This is a genomic window from Dietzia maris, assembly GCF_036287335.1.
In the GTDB taxonomy this organism is placed as follows: Bacteria; Actinomycetota; Actinomycetes; order Mycobacteriales; family Mycobacteriaceae; genus Dietzia; species Dietzia cinnamea.
Genome location: NZ_CP143053.1, coordinates 1232907 through 1249587 on the forward strand (window position 1 = coordinate 1232907; position 16681 = coordinate 1249587).

Sequence of the window (16681 nt, forward strand, 5' to 3'; positions counted from 1 at the left end):
ACCCCGCGGGCGCACCTACAGTCGGCTCATGGAGATGCGCATCACGCTCCGGGTCGACGGCGCGCAGCACGAGCTCACGGTGGACACGCGGACCACGCTGCTGGACGCGCTGCGCGACCGGGTCGGCAACTACTCGCCCAAGAAGGGGTGCGACCACGGTCAATGCGGTTCGTGCACCGTGCTGGTCGACGACCGCCGGGTCACCTCCTGCCTGTCGCTGGCGGTGGCACAGGACGGCCGGGACGTCGTCACGGCGGCCGGGTTGTCCGAGGACGGGCTCCATCCGGTCCAGCAGGCGTTCATCGATACCGACGCGTTCCAGTGCGGGTACTGCACACCCGGGCAGGTGTGCAGCGTCGTGGGGATGCTCGACGAGGCCGGGCGGGGCGCCCCGAGCCACGTCACGGAGGATCTCGACGCCGAGGTCGAGCTGACCGACGAGGAGATCCGGGAACGGATGAGCGGCAACCTGTGTCGGTGCGCGGCGTACCCGAACATCGTCGCCGCGATACGACAGGTCCGGGACTCCGCGCCCGCCGACCGGGACGGGGCCCGGCGATGAGACCCTTCCGCTACGAGCGCCCGGAGGACACCGACGCGGCCGTCGCGCTGTTGAGCGAGCATGACGGCGCGAGGCCGCTGGCCGGCGGCACCAACCTGGTCGACCTCATGAAGCTCGGGGTGGCGACCCCCGACGTCATCGTGGACGTGTCCCGGCTCCCGCTGGACACCGTCGACGAGCTGGACGGGGGCGGGGTGCGGATCGGCGCCAACGTCCGCAACGCCGACCTGGCCGGACACCCCGCCATTCGCAGGGGCTACCCGGTGCTGAGCCGGGCGCTGCTCTCGGCGGCCTCGCCGCAGCTGCGTAACCTCGCGACGACCGGCGGCAACCTGCTCCAGCGCACCCGCTGCGTGTACTTCCAGGACGTCACCACCCCGTGCAACAAGCGCGACCCCGGCACGGGATGTTCGGCGATCGGCGGCTACACCCGCTACCACGCCGTGTTCGGCCACTCGGACGACTGCATCGCCACCCACCCCTCCGACATGGCCGTCGCTCTGGCCGTGCTCGACGCGACGGTGGTGGCCCTCGGGCCCGGCGGCGAGCGTCGGATACCGGCCACGGAGTTCCACCGCCTGCCGGGCGACCAACCGCATCTCGACACGATCCTCGAGCATGACGAGCTCGTGGTCGCGGTGGAGCTGCCACCGCCGGCGCCCGGCGCCGTCTCCACCTACCGCAAGGTCCGCGACCGGGCGTCGTTCGCCTTCGCGATCGTCTCCGTCGCCGCGCACCTGGAGATCGACGACGACGAGGTGATCACCGGCGTCCGGATCGCGTGCGGCGGTGTCGCGCACAAGCCATGGCGGGCCACGAAGGCCGAGGAATTGCTCGTCGGCCGTGCCGCCTCGACCTCCGCGTTCGCCGAGGCGGCGGACGCCGAACTCGCGGACGCGACGCCCGTAGAGGGGACCGGATTCAAGATCCCCCTGCTGCGGCGGACCGTGATCGCCGTCCTGCGTGACCTCGCGGCCGAGGCCGCGGGCGGCCGCACGGGCGCCACCGGAGAGGAGGATCCGCGATGAGTGCCATCGGCACCTCGACCCCGCGGCTCGACGGGCCCGCCAAGGTCACCGGGACCGCGCAGTACGCCTTCGAGCACACCGGACCCGGCGAGCCCGTGTTCCTCCACCCGGTCACGTCCACCATCGCGCGTGGCTCCGTCTCCTCCATGGACACCGCCGAGGCCGAGGCGCAGCCCGGGGTGCTGGCCGTCCTCACGCCGTGGAACGCCCCGCGGCTGGCCGACACCTCCGAGCGCGAGTACGTGGTCTGTCAGGACACCGACGTGCTCTACCGCGGCCAGCCGATCGGTCTCGTCCTGGCCGAGACGGCGGAGGCGGCCCGGTGGGCGCAGTCGCTGGTGCGGGTGGAGTACGACCAGCAGCCCCACGACGTCGGCTTCCGCACCGACCACCCGGACGTCTACGAGCCCGAGGTGGTCAACGGCGGCTACGAGCCCGCGTCGGCGACCGGCGAGATGGGGCCGTCGCTCGCCCGCGCGCAGACGCATGGCCACGTGGTGGATCAGAGCTACTCCACGCCGGAGGAGCACAACAACCCGATGGAGCCGCACGCCGTCTCGGCGCACTGGGACCCCGACGGCCCGTTGCTGACCATGTACGACTCCACGCAGTCCCCGCACGGCGTGGCCTCCACGCTCGCGCCCGTCCTCGGGCTGGAGGTCGAGCAGATCCGGGTGATCGCCCCGCACGTCGGCGGCGGGTTCGGATCCAAGGGCGCGCCGCACGCCCACGACGTGTTGGCGGCGCTGGGCGCCATGCATCTGCCGGGCCGACTCGTCAAGTATGCGGTGACCCGGCAGCAGATGTTCGTCTTCGTAGGTTACCGCCCGCGGACGGTCTCGCGGATCCGGCTGGCCGCCGACGCTGACGGCCGCCTCACCGCGATCGGCCACGAGGCGTGGTCGCAGAGTTCGCGGGTCAAGGAGTTCGTCGAGCAGTCGGCCGCGCCGTCGCGCTCGATGTACGCCGCGCCCAACCGCCGGACCTTCCACCACGCCGTCCCCCTGGACGTGCCGGCCCCGTACTGGATGCGGGCGCCGGGGGAGGCCCCGGGCGCGTTCGCGGCCGAGGTCGCGATGGACGAGCTCGCCGAGGCGTGCGGGCTCGACCCGATCGAGCTGCGGGTGCGCAACGACCCGGAGACCGACCCCGAGTCCGGTAGGCCGTGGTCCTCGCGGCGTCTGGTCGACTGCTTGCGCGAGGGCGCCGAGCGGTTCGGGTGGTCTGAGCGCCCCGCGACACCGGCGTCCCGCCGGGACGGTCGCTGGCTGGTCGGCTACGGCGTCGCCAGCGCCGCGTACCCGCACATGGTGCAGCCCGGGTCGCAGGCCACGATCCGCGCGGAGGGCGGCGGCCGCTACCGCGTGCAGGTCGGCGCCGTGGACATCGGCACCGGCACGTGGACCGCGCTCACCCTGGTCGCCGCGGACGCCCTCGGGGTCCCCGCCGAGGCCATCACCCTGGAGATCGGCGACACCGCCCTGCCGTACGCCACCGTTGCCGGCGGCTCGTCCGGCATCTCGTCGTGGGGCTCGGCCATCTTCGCCGCGGCCGGGCGGTTCCGGACGCGGTACGGCGGCGACCCGCCGGCGGGTGCGGAGACCACCGCCGCCGCCGGCGACAACCCCGAGCTCGAGCGCTATCGCGCGATCTCGTTCGGCGCCCACTTCGTGGAGGCCCGCGTGGACGCCGACACCGGCGAGATCCGGGTGCCGCGGATGCTCGGCGTCTTCTCGATCGGCCGGGTCGTCAATCCCCGCACCGTGCGGTCGCAGTTCATCGGCGGCATGACCTTCGGGCTGTCCATGGCGCTGCACGAGCAGAGCGTCCGCGACACCCGGTTCGGCCACGTCGTCACCCAGAACCTCGCGGACTACCACGTGTCCACCCACGCCGACGCCACCGACATCGACGCGGTCTGGCTGGACGAGGTCGACGAGTTCGCGACCCCGATGGGCACGCGAGGGGCGGGGGAGATCGGCAACGTCGGCAGCGCGGCCGCCGTGGTCAACGCGATCCACAACGCCACCGGTGCGCGCATCCGCGACCTGCCCGTCCACGCCGACGCGCTGCTGGAGTACCTTCCGGTCGATCAGTAGGCGCGGCGGCGACCGCCGGTCAAGCGGGGCTCAGCGGGCGCGGTGGTCGCCGGCCGCGGACGCCAGATCCTCCGGCCGGTCGACGTCGCGCGGCGACCCCGTGCCGTCGCAGGGGACCTCCGTGACCAGGTGGGAGTGCGCCCGGAGGTAGTGACGGGCCCCGGCGTCGCCGGACGCCGAGTCGATGACGCCCGCGTGGTGGTCGGCGCCGAGGAGGACCGGGTGGGCTCGGATCCCGCCGTAGGTCGCGACCGCCAGCGAGGACCCGGCGGCGGCGACGCGGCGGACCGCCTCCGCACCGAGCCAGGGCATGTCCACGGGCACCACCACGACGTCGTCCCCGCCGATCGCCGTGAGCCCGGCGCGAAGCGACGACCCCATCCCCGTCTCCCACAGCGGATTGGGCACCACCTCGGCGCCCGGCACGGCGAGTTCGACCGCACCGCTGACCACGACGACGCGATCGCACCCGCCTTCGCGGAGCAGGGCCACGGCGCGGTCGACGAGCCGCGTGCCGTCGAGCTCGATCAGGGCCTTGGGGCGGCCGAAGCGCCGGCCGGCCCCGGCCGCGAGGACGAGCCCGGTCACCGGTGTATCGCCACGTCGAGCCCGGACAGCGGGGCGCCGGAGCCGCCGCGCCGGTGCGCGACGAGTTCGGCGGCGATCGACAACGCCGTCTCCTCGGCGGTGCGCGCACCGAGGTCCAGGCCGATGGGGGAGCGTAGTCGTGCCAGCTCGCTCTCGGTGAGGCCCTCGGCCCGCAACAACTCCAGGCGCTCGGCGTGGACGCGTCGGCTGCCCATCGCCCCGACGAATCCCGCGCGGCCGCGCAGAGCGGCGCTCAGGAGCGGGATGTCGAACTTGTGGTCGTGCGTGAGCACGCAGATGGCCGTGGTCTCGTCGACGGGCACCGAGGCCAGGTGGTCGTGCGGCCACCGGGTGACGACCTCGTGGGCGTCGGGGAACCGTTCCGGTCGGCTCAACGCGGGTCGGGCGTCGCAGACCACCACCCGGTAGCCGAGCATCGCGCCGACGCGGCTCAGTGCCTCGCCGAACGCGCTGGCGCCGAAGACCAGCAGGGTGGGGGAGGCGAAGGAGTGCAGCAGGACGCGGGCCACCCGGTCGCCTTCCCGGTGGGGGCCGTCGTGGTGGCCGTCGTCGTCGGGGCTGGCGCGGCCGTCGAAGTCGATCGTGATCGCGCCGGCCCGGCCGAGGTGTCCGGCCGCGAGGCGGGCGATGCGCCGGTCGAGGTCGTCGTCGCCGAGGGAGCCCTCGGCGCCGTCGGCTCCGACGAGCAGGTGCGTGCCGGCACGGTCGCCCGTCAGCGCGGTCGCCAGGAAGACGGGTTCTCGGCCACGCAGCATCTCGTCGAGACGGCCCAGCAGCGTATGGCCCGCGGCGTCGACGGGCTGGACGAAGACCTCTGACGTCCCGCCGCACGTCGGCCCCTCGGAGAGCGGGGAGCCGTCGGACCCGTCGAACCGCGCCAGGGCGGGGCGACCGTCGTCGAGGACCTGCCGGCACAGCTCGAACACGGTCCCGTCCACGCAGCCGCCCGAGACCCCGCCGACGACGTCACCGGTGGCGGCGACCGCCATCGCGGCACCCGCCGGCAGGGGCGCCGAGCCCCCGGTGTGGACGACCCGGGCAAGGGCACACGGCGTCCCGTCGCGGCGCCACCGCCGCACGGCGTCGAGCACGAGATCCACGCCGCCCAGTATCGCGGGCCCCGCGCGCCGCCGCATCCGCTGCCCGGGCCACTGACCGGATGCACGGCCAGCGCACGCGGTGGACCATGAACCGCGAGAACGGATCCCGACGTCGCCGACCCTCAGGAGGCAGGAATGAGCAAGCGGGAAGACCTGGCAGGACGGACGGTCGTGGTGACGGGCGCCTCGAGCGGATTCGGCCGCGGCACGGCGCTGAAACTGGGTGAGCTGGGCGCCCACGTCGTCGTCGCCGCCCGACGCCCGGACGTCCTCGACGAGGTGGTCGCGCAGATCACCGACTCCGGCGGCACCGCGCTGGCGGTGCCCACCGACGTCAGCGACGCCGACGCGGTCGAGCGGCTCGCGACGGCCGCCGAGGACCGGTTCGGGCACATCGACGTCTGGGTCAACAACGCCGCGGTCGGCGTCATGGGCCTGTTCTGGGAGATCCCGCTCGCCGACCACGCGCGGCTCGTCGACGTGGACCTCAAGGGGATGATGACCGGCGCCCACGTGGCGCTGCGCCGGTTCGTCGATCGCGGCGAGGGCGTGTTGGTCAATGTCAGCTCGGTCGCCGGCGAGGTGCCGCTCGCGTACCAGGCCAGCTACGCCTCGGTGAAGGCCGGCATCACGAGCCTGGGCCGCTCGCTCAACGAGGAGCTGCGGCTCGCCGGACTGCACGAGACGATCAAGGTCGGCACCATCCTGCCGTGGGCGGCCGACACGCCCTGGTGGGACCACGTGGGCAACTACACCGGCCACGCGCCGAGGCTGGCGGCGATGGACGACCCGGACATCGTCGTCGACGCGATCGTCGACGCGTGCGTCGACCCGCAGCAGGAGCAGCCGGTCGGCCCCAAGGCGCGCGGCTCCCACGCCTCGCACCGGCTGTTCAAGGAGCTCACCGAGCGGTTCTCCGGCAAGCTCTCGGAGTCGGAGATCGGCAAGGGCACGCCCGCCCCGGACACCTCGGGCGCCCTCCACGAGCCGATCGCGGAGGGGACCGAGGTGCACGGCGACACCCGCGAGCGGATGGTGATGGAGGACGGCGAGCGCCGCCCGTGAGGCCGCGCCCCCGTGAGGCCGCGCCCCCGTGAGGCCGCGCCGCGGAGCGCCTCGCGGCCGCGCTAGGGCGTCGGCATGCCGCCGGTCACCGCGAGCGTCTCGCCGACCACGTAGCTCGACTCGGGCGACGCGAGGAACACGTAGGCGGGCGCGAGCTCGGTGGGCTGTCCGGCCCGTCCGAGCGGAGTGGACTTCCCGAACTCCGGCAGGTCCTCCTTCTCCTGCCCGTCCGACACCTGTAGAGGCGTCCAGATCGGGCCGGGCGCGACGGCGTTGACGCGGATGCCCTTGGGTGCGAGCTGCTGCGCGAGGCCCTTGGTGAAGTTGTTGATCGCCGCCTTGGTCGAGGAGTAGTCCAGCAGGTTCGGCGCGGGCATGTACGCCACCACCGAGGTGGTGTTGATGATCGTCGACCCGGGCTCGAGGTGCCGCAGCGCGCCCTTGGTCACGCGGACCATCCCGATGATGTTCACCCCGTAGGTGTCGGTGAGTTGGTCGTCGGGCAGGTCCTCGAGGTCCGGGGCCACGACCTGCTTGCCCGCGTTGTTCACGAGGATGTCGAGCCCGCCGAGCTGCTCCGCCGCGGTATCGGCGAGGCCCTCGCAGGACGTGCGGTCGGTGAGGTCGCCGGGCAGGAGCGCCACCGTGCGTCCCTCGCGCTCGATGATCTCCGCGACGGCGCGGGCGTCGGCCTCCTCGGCGGGCAGGTGGTGGATGGCCACGTCGGCGCCCTCGCGGGCGAAGGCGATGGCCACCGCGGCGCCGATCCCGGAGTCACCGCCGGTGATGAGCGCCCTGCGGCCGGTGAGCCGACCGGTACCCCGGTAGGAGTGCTCGCCGACGTCGGCGCGCGGCTCGAGGTCGACGCCCAGGCCCGGCTCGGGCTGGTGCTGGACCGGCGGCTCGATGGCGGGGTACCTCGTGACGGGGTTCTGGAACGTCAGCTGGTCGGTCCGGGTGGTGTGGGTGTCCTGGTTCTGGCTCATGTCCTACCTTCCGGGTCGGGTGTGATTCCGCGCGCCCGGGGCGACGCCTCGGCGTCGCCCGTCGGGGTGGCCTCGGTGCCCCAACGTAGCCACGGGCCGGGGAGCGGGCGACCGGTCGGAGGCGCGTGGCACGATGACGGGGCACGACGACGACGAGAACGACGACGAGGAGCGCAGATGGCATCGGGGTCCGCACCCGCTGTGTTGCACCTGGTGTTGGGGGAGGACGAGTTCCTCACCGAGCGCGCCACCACGGGCGTCGTCTCGGCGGTCCGCGCGGCCACGCCGGCCGGGCAGGACCCGCCGGTGGTCTCCCGGCTGGGTGGTCCCGAGGTGACGGCCCCGCAGCTGTTCGAGCTGCTCTCGCCGTCTCTGTTCGGCGAGGCGCGGATCGTGGTCGTCACCGGCGCCGCGGAACTGGGCAAGGACGCCCAGGCTGCGGTGCTGGATGCCGCGCGGGACCTGCCGCCGGAGACGGTCCTGGTGGTCCAGCACACCGGCGGCGGGCGCGCCAAGGCACTGGTGGCGGATCTCCGCAGGGCCGGCGCGGAGGAGCACGCGGCCGGCAAGCTCACCCGCCACATGGACGTGGTGGGGTTCGTGCGGTCCGAGTTCCGGGGCCTGGACGTGCGTGTGGCACCCGAGGCGTGCGAAGCACTGGTCGAGGCTGTGGGGACCGACCTCCGTCAGCTGGCGTCGGCGTGCGGACAGCTCGTGGCCGACACCGGCGGCAAAGTGGACGTGGAAGCCGTCCGGCGCTACCACTCCGGGGTGGTGGGCGTCAGCGGGTTCACGGTGGCCGAGCGCGCCGTGACCGGGGACGTGGCCGGCGCGATCGAGGCGCTCGAGTGGGCGCTGCACACCGGGGTGCCGGAGGTGGTGCTCGCCGACGCGCTGGCGGATGCGGTGAACTCGATCGCCCTGGTGGGTACGCAGCGTGGCGTGCCGCCGGCGGAGCTGGCGAAGCAGGGCCTGCCGCCGTGGAAGGTCAAGAAGGTCACCGCCCAGACGCGCTACTGGTCCATCGAGACGCTGGGCAGTGCGCTGCAGGTGGTCGCGCGTCTCAACGGCGAGGTCAAGGGGCGGGCGGAGAACCCGTACTACGCCCTCGAGCGCGCGGTGCGCGAGGTCGGGTCGCTGGCCTCCCTGTAGACGGGCCGATCGGGCCCGGCACCGTCCCGTCCGACCGGGCCGTTCGCCCCGGCCGGACACCCGGCGCCCCCGCTCGCCGAAGCCGGGGGCACGACGAGGGCCCACCCCGCGCACGTGGTGCGGAGTGGGCCCTCGGAGCCTCGACGCGTCGGTGACGCTGACGCGGGGCTGGGCGGCTCCCGGCGGGGGAGCGCCGGGGTGACTCAGAGGCTGTTGACGGCCTTGGTCAGCGCCGACTTCTTATTGGCGGCCTGGTTCTGGTGGATGACACCCTTGCTGGCGGCCTTGTCGAGCTGGCGGGAGGTGGCGACGAGCAGGGCGCCGGCCTTCTCCTTGTCACCGGACTCGGTGGCCTCACGCAGGCTGCGGATGGCGGTACGCAGAGCCGACTTGGTCGACTGGTTACGGAGGCGGTTGCGCTCGTTGGTGCGGTTCCGCTTGATCTGGGACTTGATGTTGGCCACTCGTCACACCTTTATGTCGTGTGTCGACGGCTCCACGAGGGGATCCCGCCGATCTGATGTCTGGTCGTCTCGTCCGTGCGGGCACGTGGAACGTGCTCCGGTGGACACCGACGGCCCACTTTACCAGTGGGGTTCTCACCGGCCAAAACGTCGGCCGACCCCGTCGACGCACGACAACGTTACTGCGACGCCGCCCAGTCGGCCACCCGGCAGGCGCCCGGCAGGCGCCCGGCAGGCGCCCGGCAGGCGCCCGGCAGGCGCCCGGCGGTTGCCCACGGAGACCGCGAGGCCCGCGCCCGCGGCGGGTCATCACGGACGGACTCATCCATGACGGAGGGACTCATCGCCGCACGCCACCCATCCGATCCCGCTACGCCTAAGGGGTCCCGTAGGCGTAGCGGGATCCGATACGTGGCGTGGCTGGGGAGGGCGGCTGGGAGGGGCGACTGCGGAGGCGGCGCGGGACAACCGGCGTCCGCGCCAGCTGCGGAGGCGGCGCGGGACTACCGGCGTCAGCGCCAGCCGTAGTCAGCGCCAGCCGTAGTCCGCGCGGAGCCGCTCGGCGACCTGCTCGAACTTCTGTCGCGGGCAAATCGCGCCCTCGCGTCGGATGCCCTGCTCGGGGACGTCCAGCACCCGGTCCAGGCGCACCCAGCTCGGCCGGCCCTCGGAGTCCCAGGGCCCCGATCCGAGTCCGAGCCACTCCTCGTCGTCGTCCCGCTTGTCCTTCGACGACAACTGGAGGCCGAGCAGACGGTCCCCGTCGCGCCCCACCACCAGGACCGGCCGGTCCTTGCCGCGTCCGTCGTTCTCCTCGAACTCCACCCACGTCCACACGATCTCGCCGGGATCGGCGTGACCGTCCAGGTCCGGGGTGTAGGAGATCGTGCGCGCGCGGCTCGAGGTGGGCGCGGTGCGCGTCGTGGCCGGCCGGCCCGGGGCGCCGGCCTGACGCGAGAGGGCGGGGGAGGCGCCCCGGTCGTCCAGACGCCTGCGCACCTCGCGCGCGACCGTCGGTCCGTATCTACGGCCCATCCGGACCGCCGTGCGACCCACGCGGGCCCAGTCGATTGCCATGCCCGTCAGGGTAACCGCCATAGGATCAGCCCATGGACATGCTGTTGGCCGTGGTGTGGGCACAGGACGGGCCGGTCGGGCCGGCGGGGGCGCAGGAGTTGCGCGGGCGGATCGCGGAGGCCGTGACGGGGCCGCTGGCCGCACTGGGCGTCGACGAGGTCGTGGTCAACGTGCGCGACGAACAGGTCGCCGGCGCGATGATCGACGTGCGCGTCACCGAGCTGCCGGTGCTCGCGGTGGTCCGCACCCGGGTGCCGGTCGCCTCGGCCACCGCGTGTGCGGAACTCCTCGCGGCGCTGGAGGCGCTCGGGCCGGTGTCGGCGTGGTCAGTCACCGCGTCCGAACCCCTGCCGGCCCCGGTGCCCGGACCCGACGGGCGCTGCGAGGGGATGGCCAACATCGCGTTCCTGCGCCGGCCGGAGCGGATCGGGCGTGAGGAGTGGCTGCGTGTGTGGCTCGAGAAGCACACGCGGGTGGCGATCGATACCCAGTCCACCACCTCTTACACCCAGCACGTGGTGGTCCGCGCGCTCACGCCGGACGCCCCGCGGATCGACGGGATCGTGGAGGAGGTCTTCCCCGCCGAGGCGGCGACGGACCTGGGCGTGTTCTTCGACGCGCGAGGGGACGACGAGCGTATGACGGCCAACATGCGGGCGATGACCGCGTCGACCGCGCGGTTCCTCGACGACGGCACCGTGGACGCCGTCCCCACGGGCCGATACGTGGTGGGTGTTCGGGCTGCGGGCGTGTGACAATGGGGTGATCGCCCGGACGGACCGCAATCCAGCAGCACCCGGGCCCGCCTCCAGGAGTGATCGAGATTCCCAACTTCGCAGAGACGACGTTCACCGATCCGGCCAGGATCAGGAACTTCTGCATCATCGCGCACATCGACCACGGCAAGTCGACGCTGGCCGACCGGATGCTGCAGCTCACCGGCGTGGTCGAGGAGCGGCTCATGCGCGCCCAGTACCTCGACCGCATGGACATCGAGCGCGAGCGCGGCATCACCATCAAGGCGCAGAACGTCCGCCTGCCCTGGGTGCCGCGCTCCGGCGCGCACGAGGGCGAGGAGATCGTCCTGCACATGATCGACACCCCCGGTCACGTGGACTTCACCTACGAGGTCTCCCGCGCGCTCGAGGCGTGTGAGGGCGCGATCCTCCTGGTGGACGCCGCGCAGGGCATCGAGGCACAGACCCTGGCCAACCTCTACCTGGCCATGGAGAACGACCTCGAGATCATCCCCGTGCTCAACAAGATCGACCTGCCGGCCGCGGACCCCGACCGGTTCGCCGAGGAGATCTCCCACATCATCGGCTGCGAGCCGGACGACGTCCTGCGCGTCTCCGGCAAGACGGGCATGGGCGTCGAGGCGCTGCTGGACAAGCTGTGCGAGACCATCCCCGCCCCGGTGGGTGACCCGGAGGCCCCGCCGCGGGCGATGATCTTCGACTCGGTGTACGACACCTACCGCGGTGTGGTCACGTACGTCCGCGTGGTCGACGGCGCGCTCAAGCCGCGCGAGAAGGTCAAGATGATGTCCACGGGTACCACCTACGAGGCGCTCGAGGTGGGGATCATCTCGCCCGAGCCCAAGGCCACGGACGGGCTCGGCCCCGGCGAGGTGGGCTACCTCATCACCGGCGTGAAGGACGTCCGCCAGTCCAAGGTCGGTGACACGGTCACCGCCGCGCGGAACGGCGCGGAGGAGCCGCTCCCCGGGTACGCCGAGCCCAACCCCATGGTCTTCTCGGGCCTGTATCCGATCGACGGCTCGGACTACCCGGTGCTGCGCGACGCCCTGGACAAGCTGCGCCTCAACGACGCGTCCCTGGACTACGAGCCCGAGACGTCGGTGGCGCTGGGCTTCGGCTTCCGCTGCGGCTTCCTGGGCCTGCTGCACATGGAGATCACGCGCGACCGCCTGGAGCGCGAGTTCAACCTCGACCTCATCTCCACCGCCCCGAACGTCGTGTACCGCGTCGTGGCCGAAGACGGCTCCGAGCACCAGGTCACCAACCCCTCGTACTGGCCCGAGGGCAAGAACCGCGAGGTCTACGAGCCGATCGTCAAGTGCACGATCATCGTGCCCAGCGAGTTCGTCGGCACGACCATGGAGCTGTGCCAGTCCAAGCGCGGCGAGATGAAGGGCATGGACTACCTGTCGGAGACGCGGGTGGAGTTGCGCTACGTGCTGCCGATGGGCGAGATCATCTTCGACTTCTTCGACTCCCTCAAGTCCCGCACCAAGGGTTACGCGTCGATGGACTACGAGGAGGCCGGCGAGCAGATCGCGGACCTGGTCAAGGTCGACATCCTGCTGCAGGGCGAGGCCGTGGACGCGTTCAGCGCGATCGTGCACCGCGACCACGCGCAGGCGTACGGCAACAAGATGACGGTCAAGCTCAAGGAGCTCATCCCGCGTCAGCAGTACGAGGTGCCGGTGCAGGCGGCGATCGGGTCCAAGATCATCGCGCGCGAGAACATCCGCGCCATCCGCAAGGACGTGCTGTCCAAGTGCTACGGCGGCGACATCAGCCGTAAGCGCAAGCTGCTGGAGAAGCAGAAGGAGGGCAAGAAGCGGATGAAGTCCATCGGCCGGGTGGACGTGCCGCAGGAGGCCTTCGTCGCGGCGCTGTCGGCGGATTCGAGCACGGACAAGAAGTAGGTCCGGGCGGCGGGTCCGGGCGGCGACCGCGTCAGACCCGTGCGCGGTGGCGGCGGACCGCGCACCGGTTCGTGCAGCGCGTCGAGCAGTACGCCTTGCGCCCGTTGCGGGTGGTGTCGGCGAACACGGCGTCGCAGTCGTCGGCCGCGCACCGCGCGAGCCGGTCGATGCCGCGTGAGGTGAGGTGCAGGGCGGTGCCCACCGAGAACATGGTGGTGAGCAGCCGCGCGAACGAGACGTCGTCGGCGCGGTAGTGGACGTGCCAGTGTCCGTCGTGGTCGGTCAGGCGGGGCGGCCCCGAGTGGTCGGCGAGCAGGGCGTTGAGCGCGGTGGCGCGCTCACGGGGGTCGGTGGTGTCGACGACGACGAGCCAGTCGTCGAGGAACGTCAGCAGGTCCCCGAGGTCCGCGTCGGAGGCGCTCCGATCGATGGTCACACCCGCTTCGCGGCAGCGGTCCACCAGCTCGCGGGTGGTGCGGGGGCGGCGGTTGGCCAGGTCGGCGGCCAGGGTGACCGGATCGGCTCCGTAAGGGTTGATATACACAAACCGATTACAGCACAGTTACCGGCATGTCCTTCTCCCTGGCGAGCGCAGCCTCGTCGTCCGCCGTCGGTGTCTCGGTGTGGGTCCTCGCGGCCCTGGTGCTGGCGGCGTTCATCGCGGGCTGGGTCGACTCCGTGGTCGGCGGGGGCGGACTCATCCAGTTGCCGGCGCTGGTCATCGGGCTCCCCGCCGACACCTCCACCCCGGAGATCCTCGGCACCAACAAGCTCTCGTCGGTGGCCGGGACGCTCATGGCCACGGCGACCTATCTGCGCCGGATCCGGGTCCCGGTGGCCATGGTCGCGCCGCTGGTCGTGGCCGCCTTCGCGGGCTCCGCGGCGGGCTCGTCCGTCGCCCGCTTCATCCCCAAGGAGCTGCTCACCCCGCTCGTCCTGGTGGCGGTGGTCACGGTGGGGGCCTACACGTGGTTCAAGCCGAGCCTGGGGCGTGTCCACGAGGAGCGGCACTCGGGCTGGTCCCGCGCGTGGCGCTCGGCGCTCATCGGCGTGGTGGTGGGCTTCTACGACGGCATCCTCGGCCCGGGGACGGGATCCTTCTTCGTCATCGCGATCGTCGCGTTCCTGGGCTTCGGGTTCCTCCAGGGCACCGTGGCCGCCAAGATCGCCAACCTCACCACCAACCTCGCCTCGATCCTCGTGTTCGGTGTGCACGGCGAGGTCCTGTGGATCCTCGGCGGCTGTATGGCCCTGGCCAACCTCACCGGGGGCTTCCTCGGGGCCCGCATGGCCATGAACCGCGGCAACGAGTTCATCCGCACCGTGTTCCTCGCGGTCATCGCGATCCTGGCCGTGAGGCTGGCGTGGGACACCGCCGCGCAGTGGATGTGAGGTGCGCTGCCGCGCGGTGCACGTGACGTGCGTTGCCGCGCGGCGGTCGTGAGCGGACGGGGGCACGGTCGGGGAGCGGACGTAGACTGCCCCTCATGACCACTCCGAGCCCCGAGGCCCCGCGTCACCCGCTGCTCGACGAGTCCCCGCTGCCGTACGGACTGCCCGACTTCGCGGCGGTGCGGGACGAGGATCTCGAGCCGGCCATCCGCACCGCGATCGACGATCACGCGGCGGAGATCGCCGCGATCGTGGGCAACCCGGAGCCGCCGACGGCCGACAACACCGTGGTCGCGCTCGAGCGCTCGGGCCGTGCTCTGGACCGGGTCCTGTCGGTCTTCTACGGACTGCTCGGCCCGGACGCCACGCCCGCCCGCCTGGCCGTGGAACGGGTCGTCTCGCCGCTGCTGGCCGCGCACCGTTCGGCCGTGATGACGGACCCCGGCCTGTTCGCGCGCGTCGACGCGGTCCACTCCGCGCTGGAGGCCGGCGAGCTGGGGCTCGACGACGAGACCGCGCGGCTCGTCCGCCGGCACCACCGGGACCTGCTTCGTGCCGGTGCCGCGCTCGACGACGCGGGCCGGGCCCGCCTCACCGCGATCGACACCCGTCTCGCGGAGCTCACCACGGAGTTCGGCGAGAACCTGCTGGCTTCCACCACGGAACTGGCCGTCCCCGTCACCGACGAGGCCGAACTCGCCGGGCTGCCGGAGTCGATGCGTGCCACGCTCGCCGCGACCGCCGCCGACGCGGGCCGGGACGGCTGGCTGATCCCGCTCGGGCTGCCGACGGTCCAGCCGATCACCGCCTGGCTCGACGACGCGGGCCTGCGCCGCCGCGTGTCGGAGGCCTCGCTGGGCCGGGGCGCGACCCCGGGTCACGACAACACCCCGATCGTGCTGGAGATCGTGCGCCTGCGCGCCGAGCGCGCCCGCCTGCTCGGGCTGGGGTCCCACGCCGAACACGTCCTCGCCGTGGAGACGGCCGGGACCCCGGAGGCGGCCCGCGGTCTGCTGCTCGACGTGGTCGACGCCGCGGTGACCAACGCCCGCAACGAGGCCAAGGACCTGCTCGGTGGCGAGGAGCGCGAACTGCACCCCGCCGACTGGGCGTGGGAGTCCGAGCGGCTGCGCGCCGAGCGGTTCCGGGTGGACGACGCGACCGTCCGTCCGTACTTCGAGCTCGAGCGGGTGCTGCACGACGGGGTGATGCACGCTGCGTCGGAGTTGTACGGCCTGCGCTTCGCCGAGCGCACCGATCTCGCCGGATACCTGCCCGATGTCCGCGTAATCGAGGTGTTCGACGACGAGCGCTCGGAGCCGGATGCCGGCGTCGGCCTGCTGTTGTTGGACTACTACGCCCGTCCGACCAAGCGCGGCGGGGCGTGGATGAGTTCGTTCCGGGACCAGTCCCGGCTCCTGGACTCCCGCCCGGTGGTCGTCAACGTCATGAACCTCGCCCGTCCCGCGGTGGGGCAGCCCACGCTGCTCACCATGGACGAGGTCACGACGATGTTCCACGAGTTCGGTCACGCCCTGCACGGACTGTTGTCGGACGTGGAGTACCCGGTGTTCTCGGGCACCTCGGTCCCGCGCGACTTCGTCGAGTTCCCGTCCCAGGTCAACGAGATGTGGGCGCGCCGGCCGGAGATGCTCGCCCGCTACGCGCGGCACGTCGAGACGGGGGAGCCGATCGGTGAAGAACTGGTGGAGCGGATGCGGGAGGCCGAGCGCTTCGGCGAAGGCCAGGCCACCGTGGAGTACCTCGCCGCCGCCCTGATCGACCTCGAGTGGCACTCGCTCACCCCGGAGGAGGCGGAGGCCGTCACCGACGTCGACGAGTTCGAGGCCCGTGTGCTGGCCGGTGCCGGCCTCGACGTACCGGGCATCGAGCCGCGCTACCGGTCGCGGTACTTCCAGCACATCTTCGCCGGCGGGTACTCGGCTGCCTACTACTCGTACTTCTGGGCCGAGGTGCTCGACGCCGACGCCGCCGAGTGGTTCGTGGAGCGCGGGGGGCTGAGGCGGGACTCGGGGGACCGGATGCGACGCGAGGTCCTCTCGCGGGGCGGCGCGATCGATTTCCTCGACGCCTACCGGCGGATGCGCGGGTCCGAGCCGAACACGGCGGCCCTGCTGCGCCGACGCGGACTCGACTCCTCGGTGGTGGGAGGCCGCCGCGCCGCCGCCACCGGGCGGTCGTAGGATCCCTTCGTGACGGCGTTCCTGCAGTTCTGGGACAGGGTCGAGCTCTGGCTCGCCACCCTGCCGTTCCCCCTGCAGGTCGCGATCATGCTCGCGATGGGGGTCCCGCTGTTCCTCCTCGCCGCCGTGGCGGTGGAGTGGATCGCGGATCTGCTCGTCCAGAGGTTCCGCGCGCTCGTCGCGCCGCGGACCGCCGAGACCGGGAAGGAGGTCCGCTGATGCCCCGGTCGCGTGTGACGCTCGCCCTCGTCCTGCTGATCGCGTTCGTC

At 72.4% G+C, this 16681-nt stretch carries 16 protein-coding genes; 10 read left to right on the forward strand and 6 right to left on the reverse strand.

The genetic code is table 11. From position 1 onward, the window contains the following. Positions 1 to 28 precede the first annotated feature (28 nt). From VYL96_RS05635 to VYL96_RS05645, 3 genes are read left to right on the forward strand one after another with little or no spacing between them, the layout of a single operon-like run. Positions 29 to 562, forward strand: a complete 534-nt coding sequence (locus VYL96_RS05635) for a 2Fe-2S iron-sulfur cluster-binding protein (protein WP_131884893.1) — start codon at positions 29 to 31, stop codon at positions 560 to 562. Then, positions 559 to 1590, forward strand: a complete 1032-nt coding sequence (locus VYL96_RS05640; RefSeq protein ID WP_131884892.1) for an FAD binding domain-containing protein — start codon at positions 559 to 561, stop codon at positions 1588 to 1590. The genes VYL96_RS05635 and VYL96_RS05640 overlap by 4 nt, the downstream gene beginning before the upstream one ends. Continuing rightward, positions 1587 to 3689 (forward strand): xanthine dehydrogenase family protein molybdopterin-binding subunit, encoded by a 2103-nt coding sequence (locus tag VYL96_RS05645; protein WP_131884891.1) that lies wholly within the window; start codon positions 1587 to 1589, stop codon positions 3687 to 3689. Before VYL96_RS05640 ends, VYL96_RS05645 begins: the two co-directional genes overlap by 4 nt. A gap of 30 nt (positions 3690 to 3719) precedes the next feature. Here VYL96_RS05645 and VYL96_RS05650 read toward each other — a convergent pair whose 3' ends face one another. Together VYL96_RS05650 and VYL96_RS05655 are read right to left on the reverse strand one after the other, a co-directional pair. Continuing rightward, positions 3720 to 4277 carry a nucleotidyltransferase family protein gene (locus VYL96_RS05650; protein ID WP_131884890.1) on the reverse strand — a complete coding sequence of 186 codons (558 nt, stop codon included), beginning with the start codon at positions 4275 to 4277 and terminating at the stop codon, positions 3720 to 3722. Next, complete coding sequence (locus VYL96_RS05655) at positions 4274 to 5398, reverse strand: XdhC family protein (protein WP_243699554.1); 1125 nt, start codon at positions 5396 to 5398, stop codon at positions 4274 to 4276. The genes VYL96_RS05650 and VYL96_RS05655 overlap by 4 nt, the downstream gene beginning before the upstream one ends. Before the next feature lie 135 nt (positions 5399 to 5533). Between VYL96_RS05655 and VYL96_RS05660 the strand changes: the two genes are divergently transcribed. Beyond that, entirely contained in the window at positions 5534 to 6463 is a 930-nt protein-coding gene (locus VYL96_RS05660; protein ID WP_131884888.1) for an SDR family NAD(P)-dependent oxidoreductase, read from the forward strand. 62 nt (positions 6464 to 6525) lie between these two features. Here the strand turns inward: VYL96_RS05660 and VYL96_RS05665 are convergent, their stop codons facing one another. Further along, positions 6526 to 7449: an SDR family oxidoreductase gene (locus tag VYL96_RS05665; RefSeq protein ID WP_131884887.1), complete on the reverse strand. Its 924-nt coding sequence runs from the start codon at positions 7447 to 7449 to the stop codon at positions 6526 to 6528. Between the two features lie 177 nt (positions 7450 to 7626). Here VYL96_RS05665 and holA point away from each other — a divergent pair, with 177 nt between their 5' ends. Next, positions 7627 to 8601, forward strand: a complete 975-nt coding sequence (gene holA, locus VYL96_RS05670) for a DNA polymerase III subunit delta (RefSeq protein WP_061913695.1) — start codon at positions 7627 to 7629, stop codon at positions 8599 to 8601. A gap of 203 nt (positions 8602 to 8804) precedes the next feature. Here holA and rpsT read toward each other — a convergent pair whose 3' ends face one another. Next, on the reverse strand, positions 8805 to 9065 hold the full coding sequence (gene rpsT, locus VYL96_RS05675; protein WP_007629872.1) for a 30S ribosomal protein S20: 261 nt from the start codon (positions 9063 to 9065) through the stop codon (positions 8805 to 8807). A 528-nt stretch (positions 9066 to 9593) separates the two neighbouring features. Continuing rightward, positions 9594 to 10142 (reverse strand): type II toxin-antitoxin system PemK/MazF family toxin, encoded by a 549-nt coding sequence (locus VYL96_RS05680; protein WP_165928416.1) that lies wholly within the window; start codon positions 10140 to 10142, stop codon positions 9594 to 9596. 32 nt (positions 10143 to 10174) lie between these two features. Here VYL96_RS05680 and VYL96_RS05685 point away from each other — a divergent pair, with 32 nt between their 5' ends. After that, on the forward strand, positions 10175 to 10897 hold the full coding sequence (locus tag VYL96_RS05685; protein WP_131884885.1) for an EthD domain-containing protein: 723 nt from the start codon (positions 10175 to 10177) through the stop codon (positions 10895 to 10897). Positions 10898 to 10956: 59 nt separating this feature from the next. Further along, positions 10957 to 12816: a translation elongation factor 4 gene (gene lepA / locus VYL96_RS05690; protein WP_131884884.1), complete on the forward strand. Its 1860-nt coding sequence runs from the start codon at positions 10957 to 10959 to the stop codon at positions 12814 to 12816. Between the two features lie 31 nt (positions 12817 to 12847). Here lepA and VYL96_RS05695 read toward each other — a convergent pair whose 3' ends face one another. After that, positions 12848 to 13360, reverse strand: a complete 513-nt coding sequence (locus VYL96_RS05695; protein WP_131884883.1) for a CGNR zinc finger domain-containing protein — start codon at positions 13358 to 13360, stop codon at positions 12848 to 12850. Between the two features lie 26 nt (positions 13361 to 13386). On the opposite strand from VYL96_RS05695, the gene VYL96_RS05700 reads away from it, so the two are divergent. The 3 genes from VYL96_RS05700 (at position 13387) to VYL96_RS05710 (ending at position 16631) form a co-directional block, all read left to right on the forward strand. Beyond that, a complete protein-coding gene (locus tag VYL96_RS05700; protein WP_131884882.1) occupies positions 13387 to 14208 on the forward strand; it encodes a TSUP family transporter in 822 nt (273 codons plus the stop codon). A 95-nt stretch (positions 14209 to 14303) separates the two neighbouring features. After that, on the forward strand, positions 14304 to 16412 hold the full coding sequence (locus tag VYL96_RS05705; RefSeq protein ID WP_131884881.1) for a M3 family metallopeptidase: 2109 nt from the start codon (positions 14304 to 14306) through the stop codon (positions 16410 to 16412). A 9-nt stretch (positions 16413 to 16421) separates the two neighbouring features. Beyond that, positions 16422 to 16631, forward strand: a complete 210-nt coding sequence (locus VYL96_RS05710) for a hypothetical protein (RefSeq protein ID WP_061913708.1) — start codon at positions 16422 to 16424, stop codon at positions 16629 to 16631. The last annotated feature ends 50 nt before the right edge of the window (positions 16632 to 16681 follow it).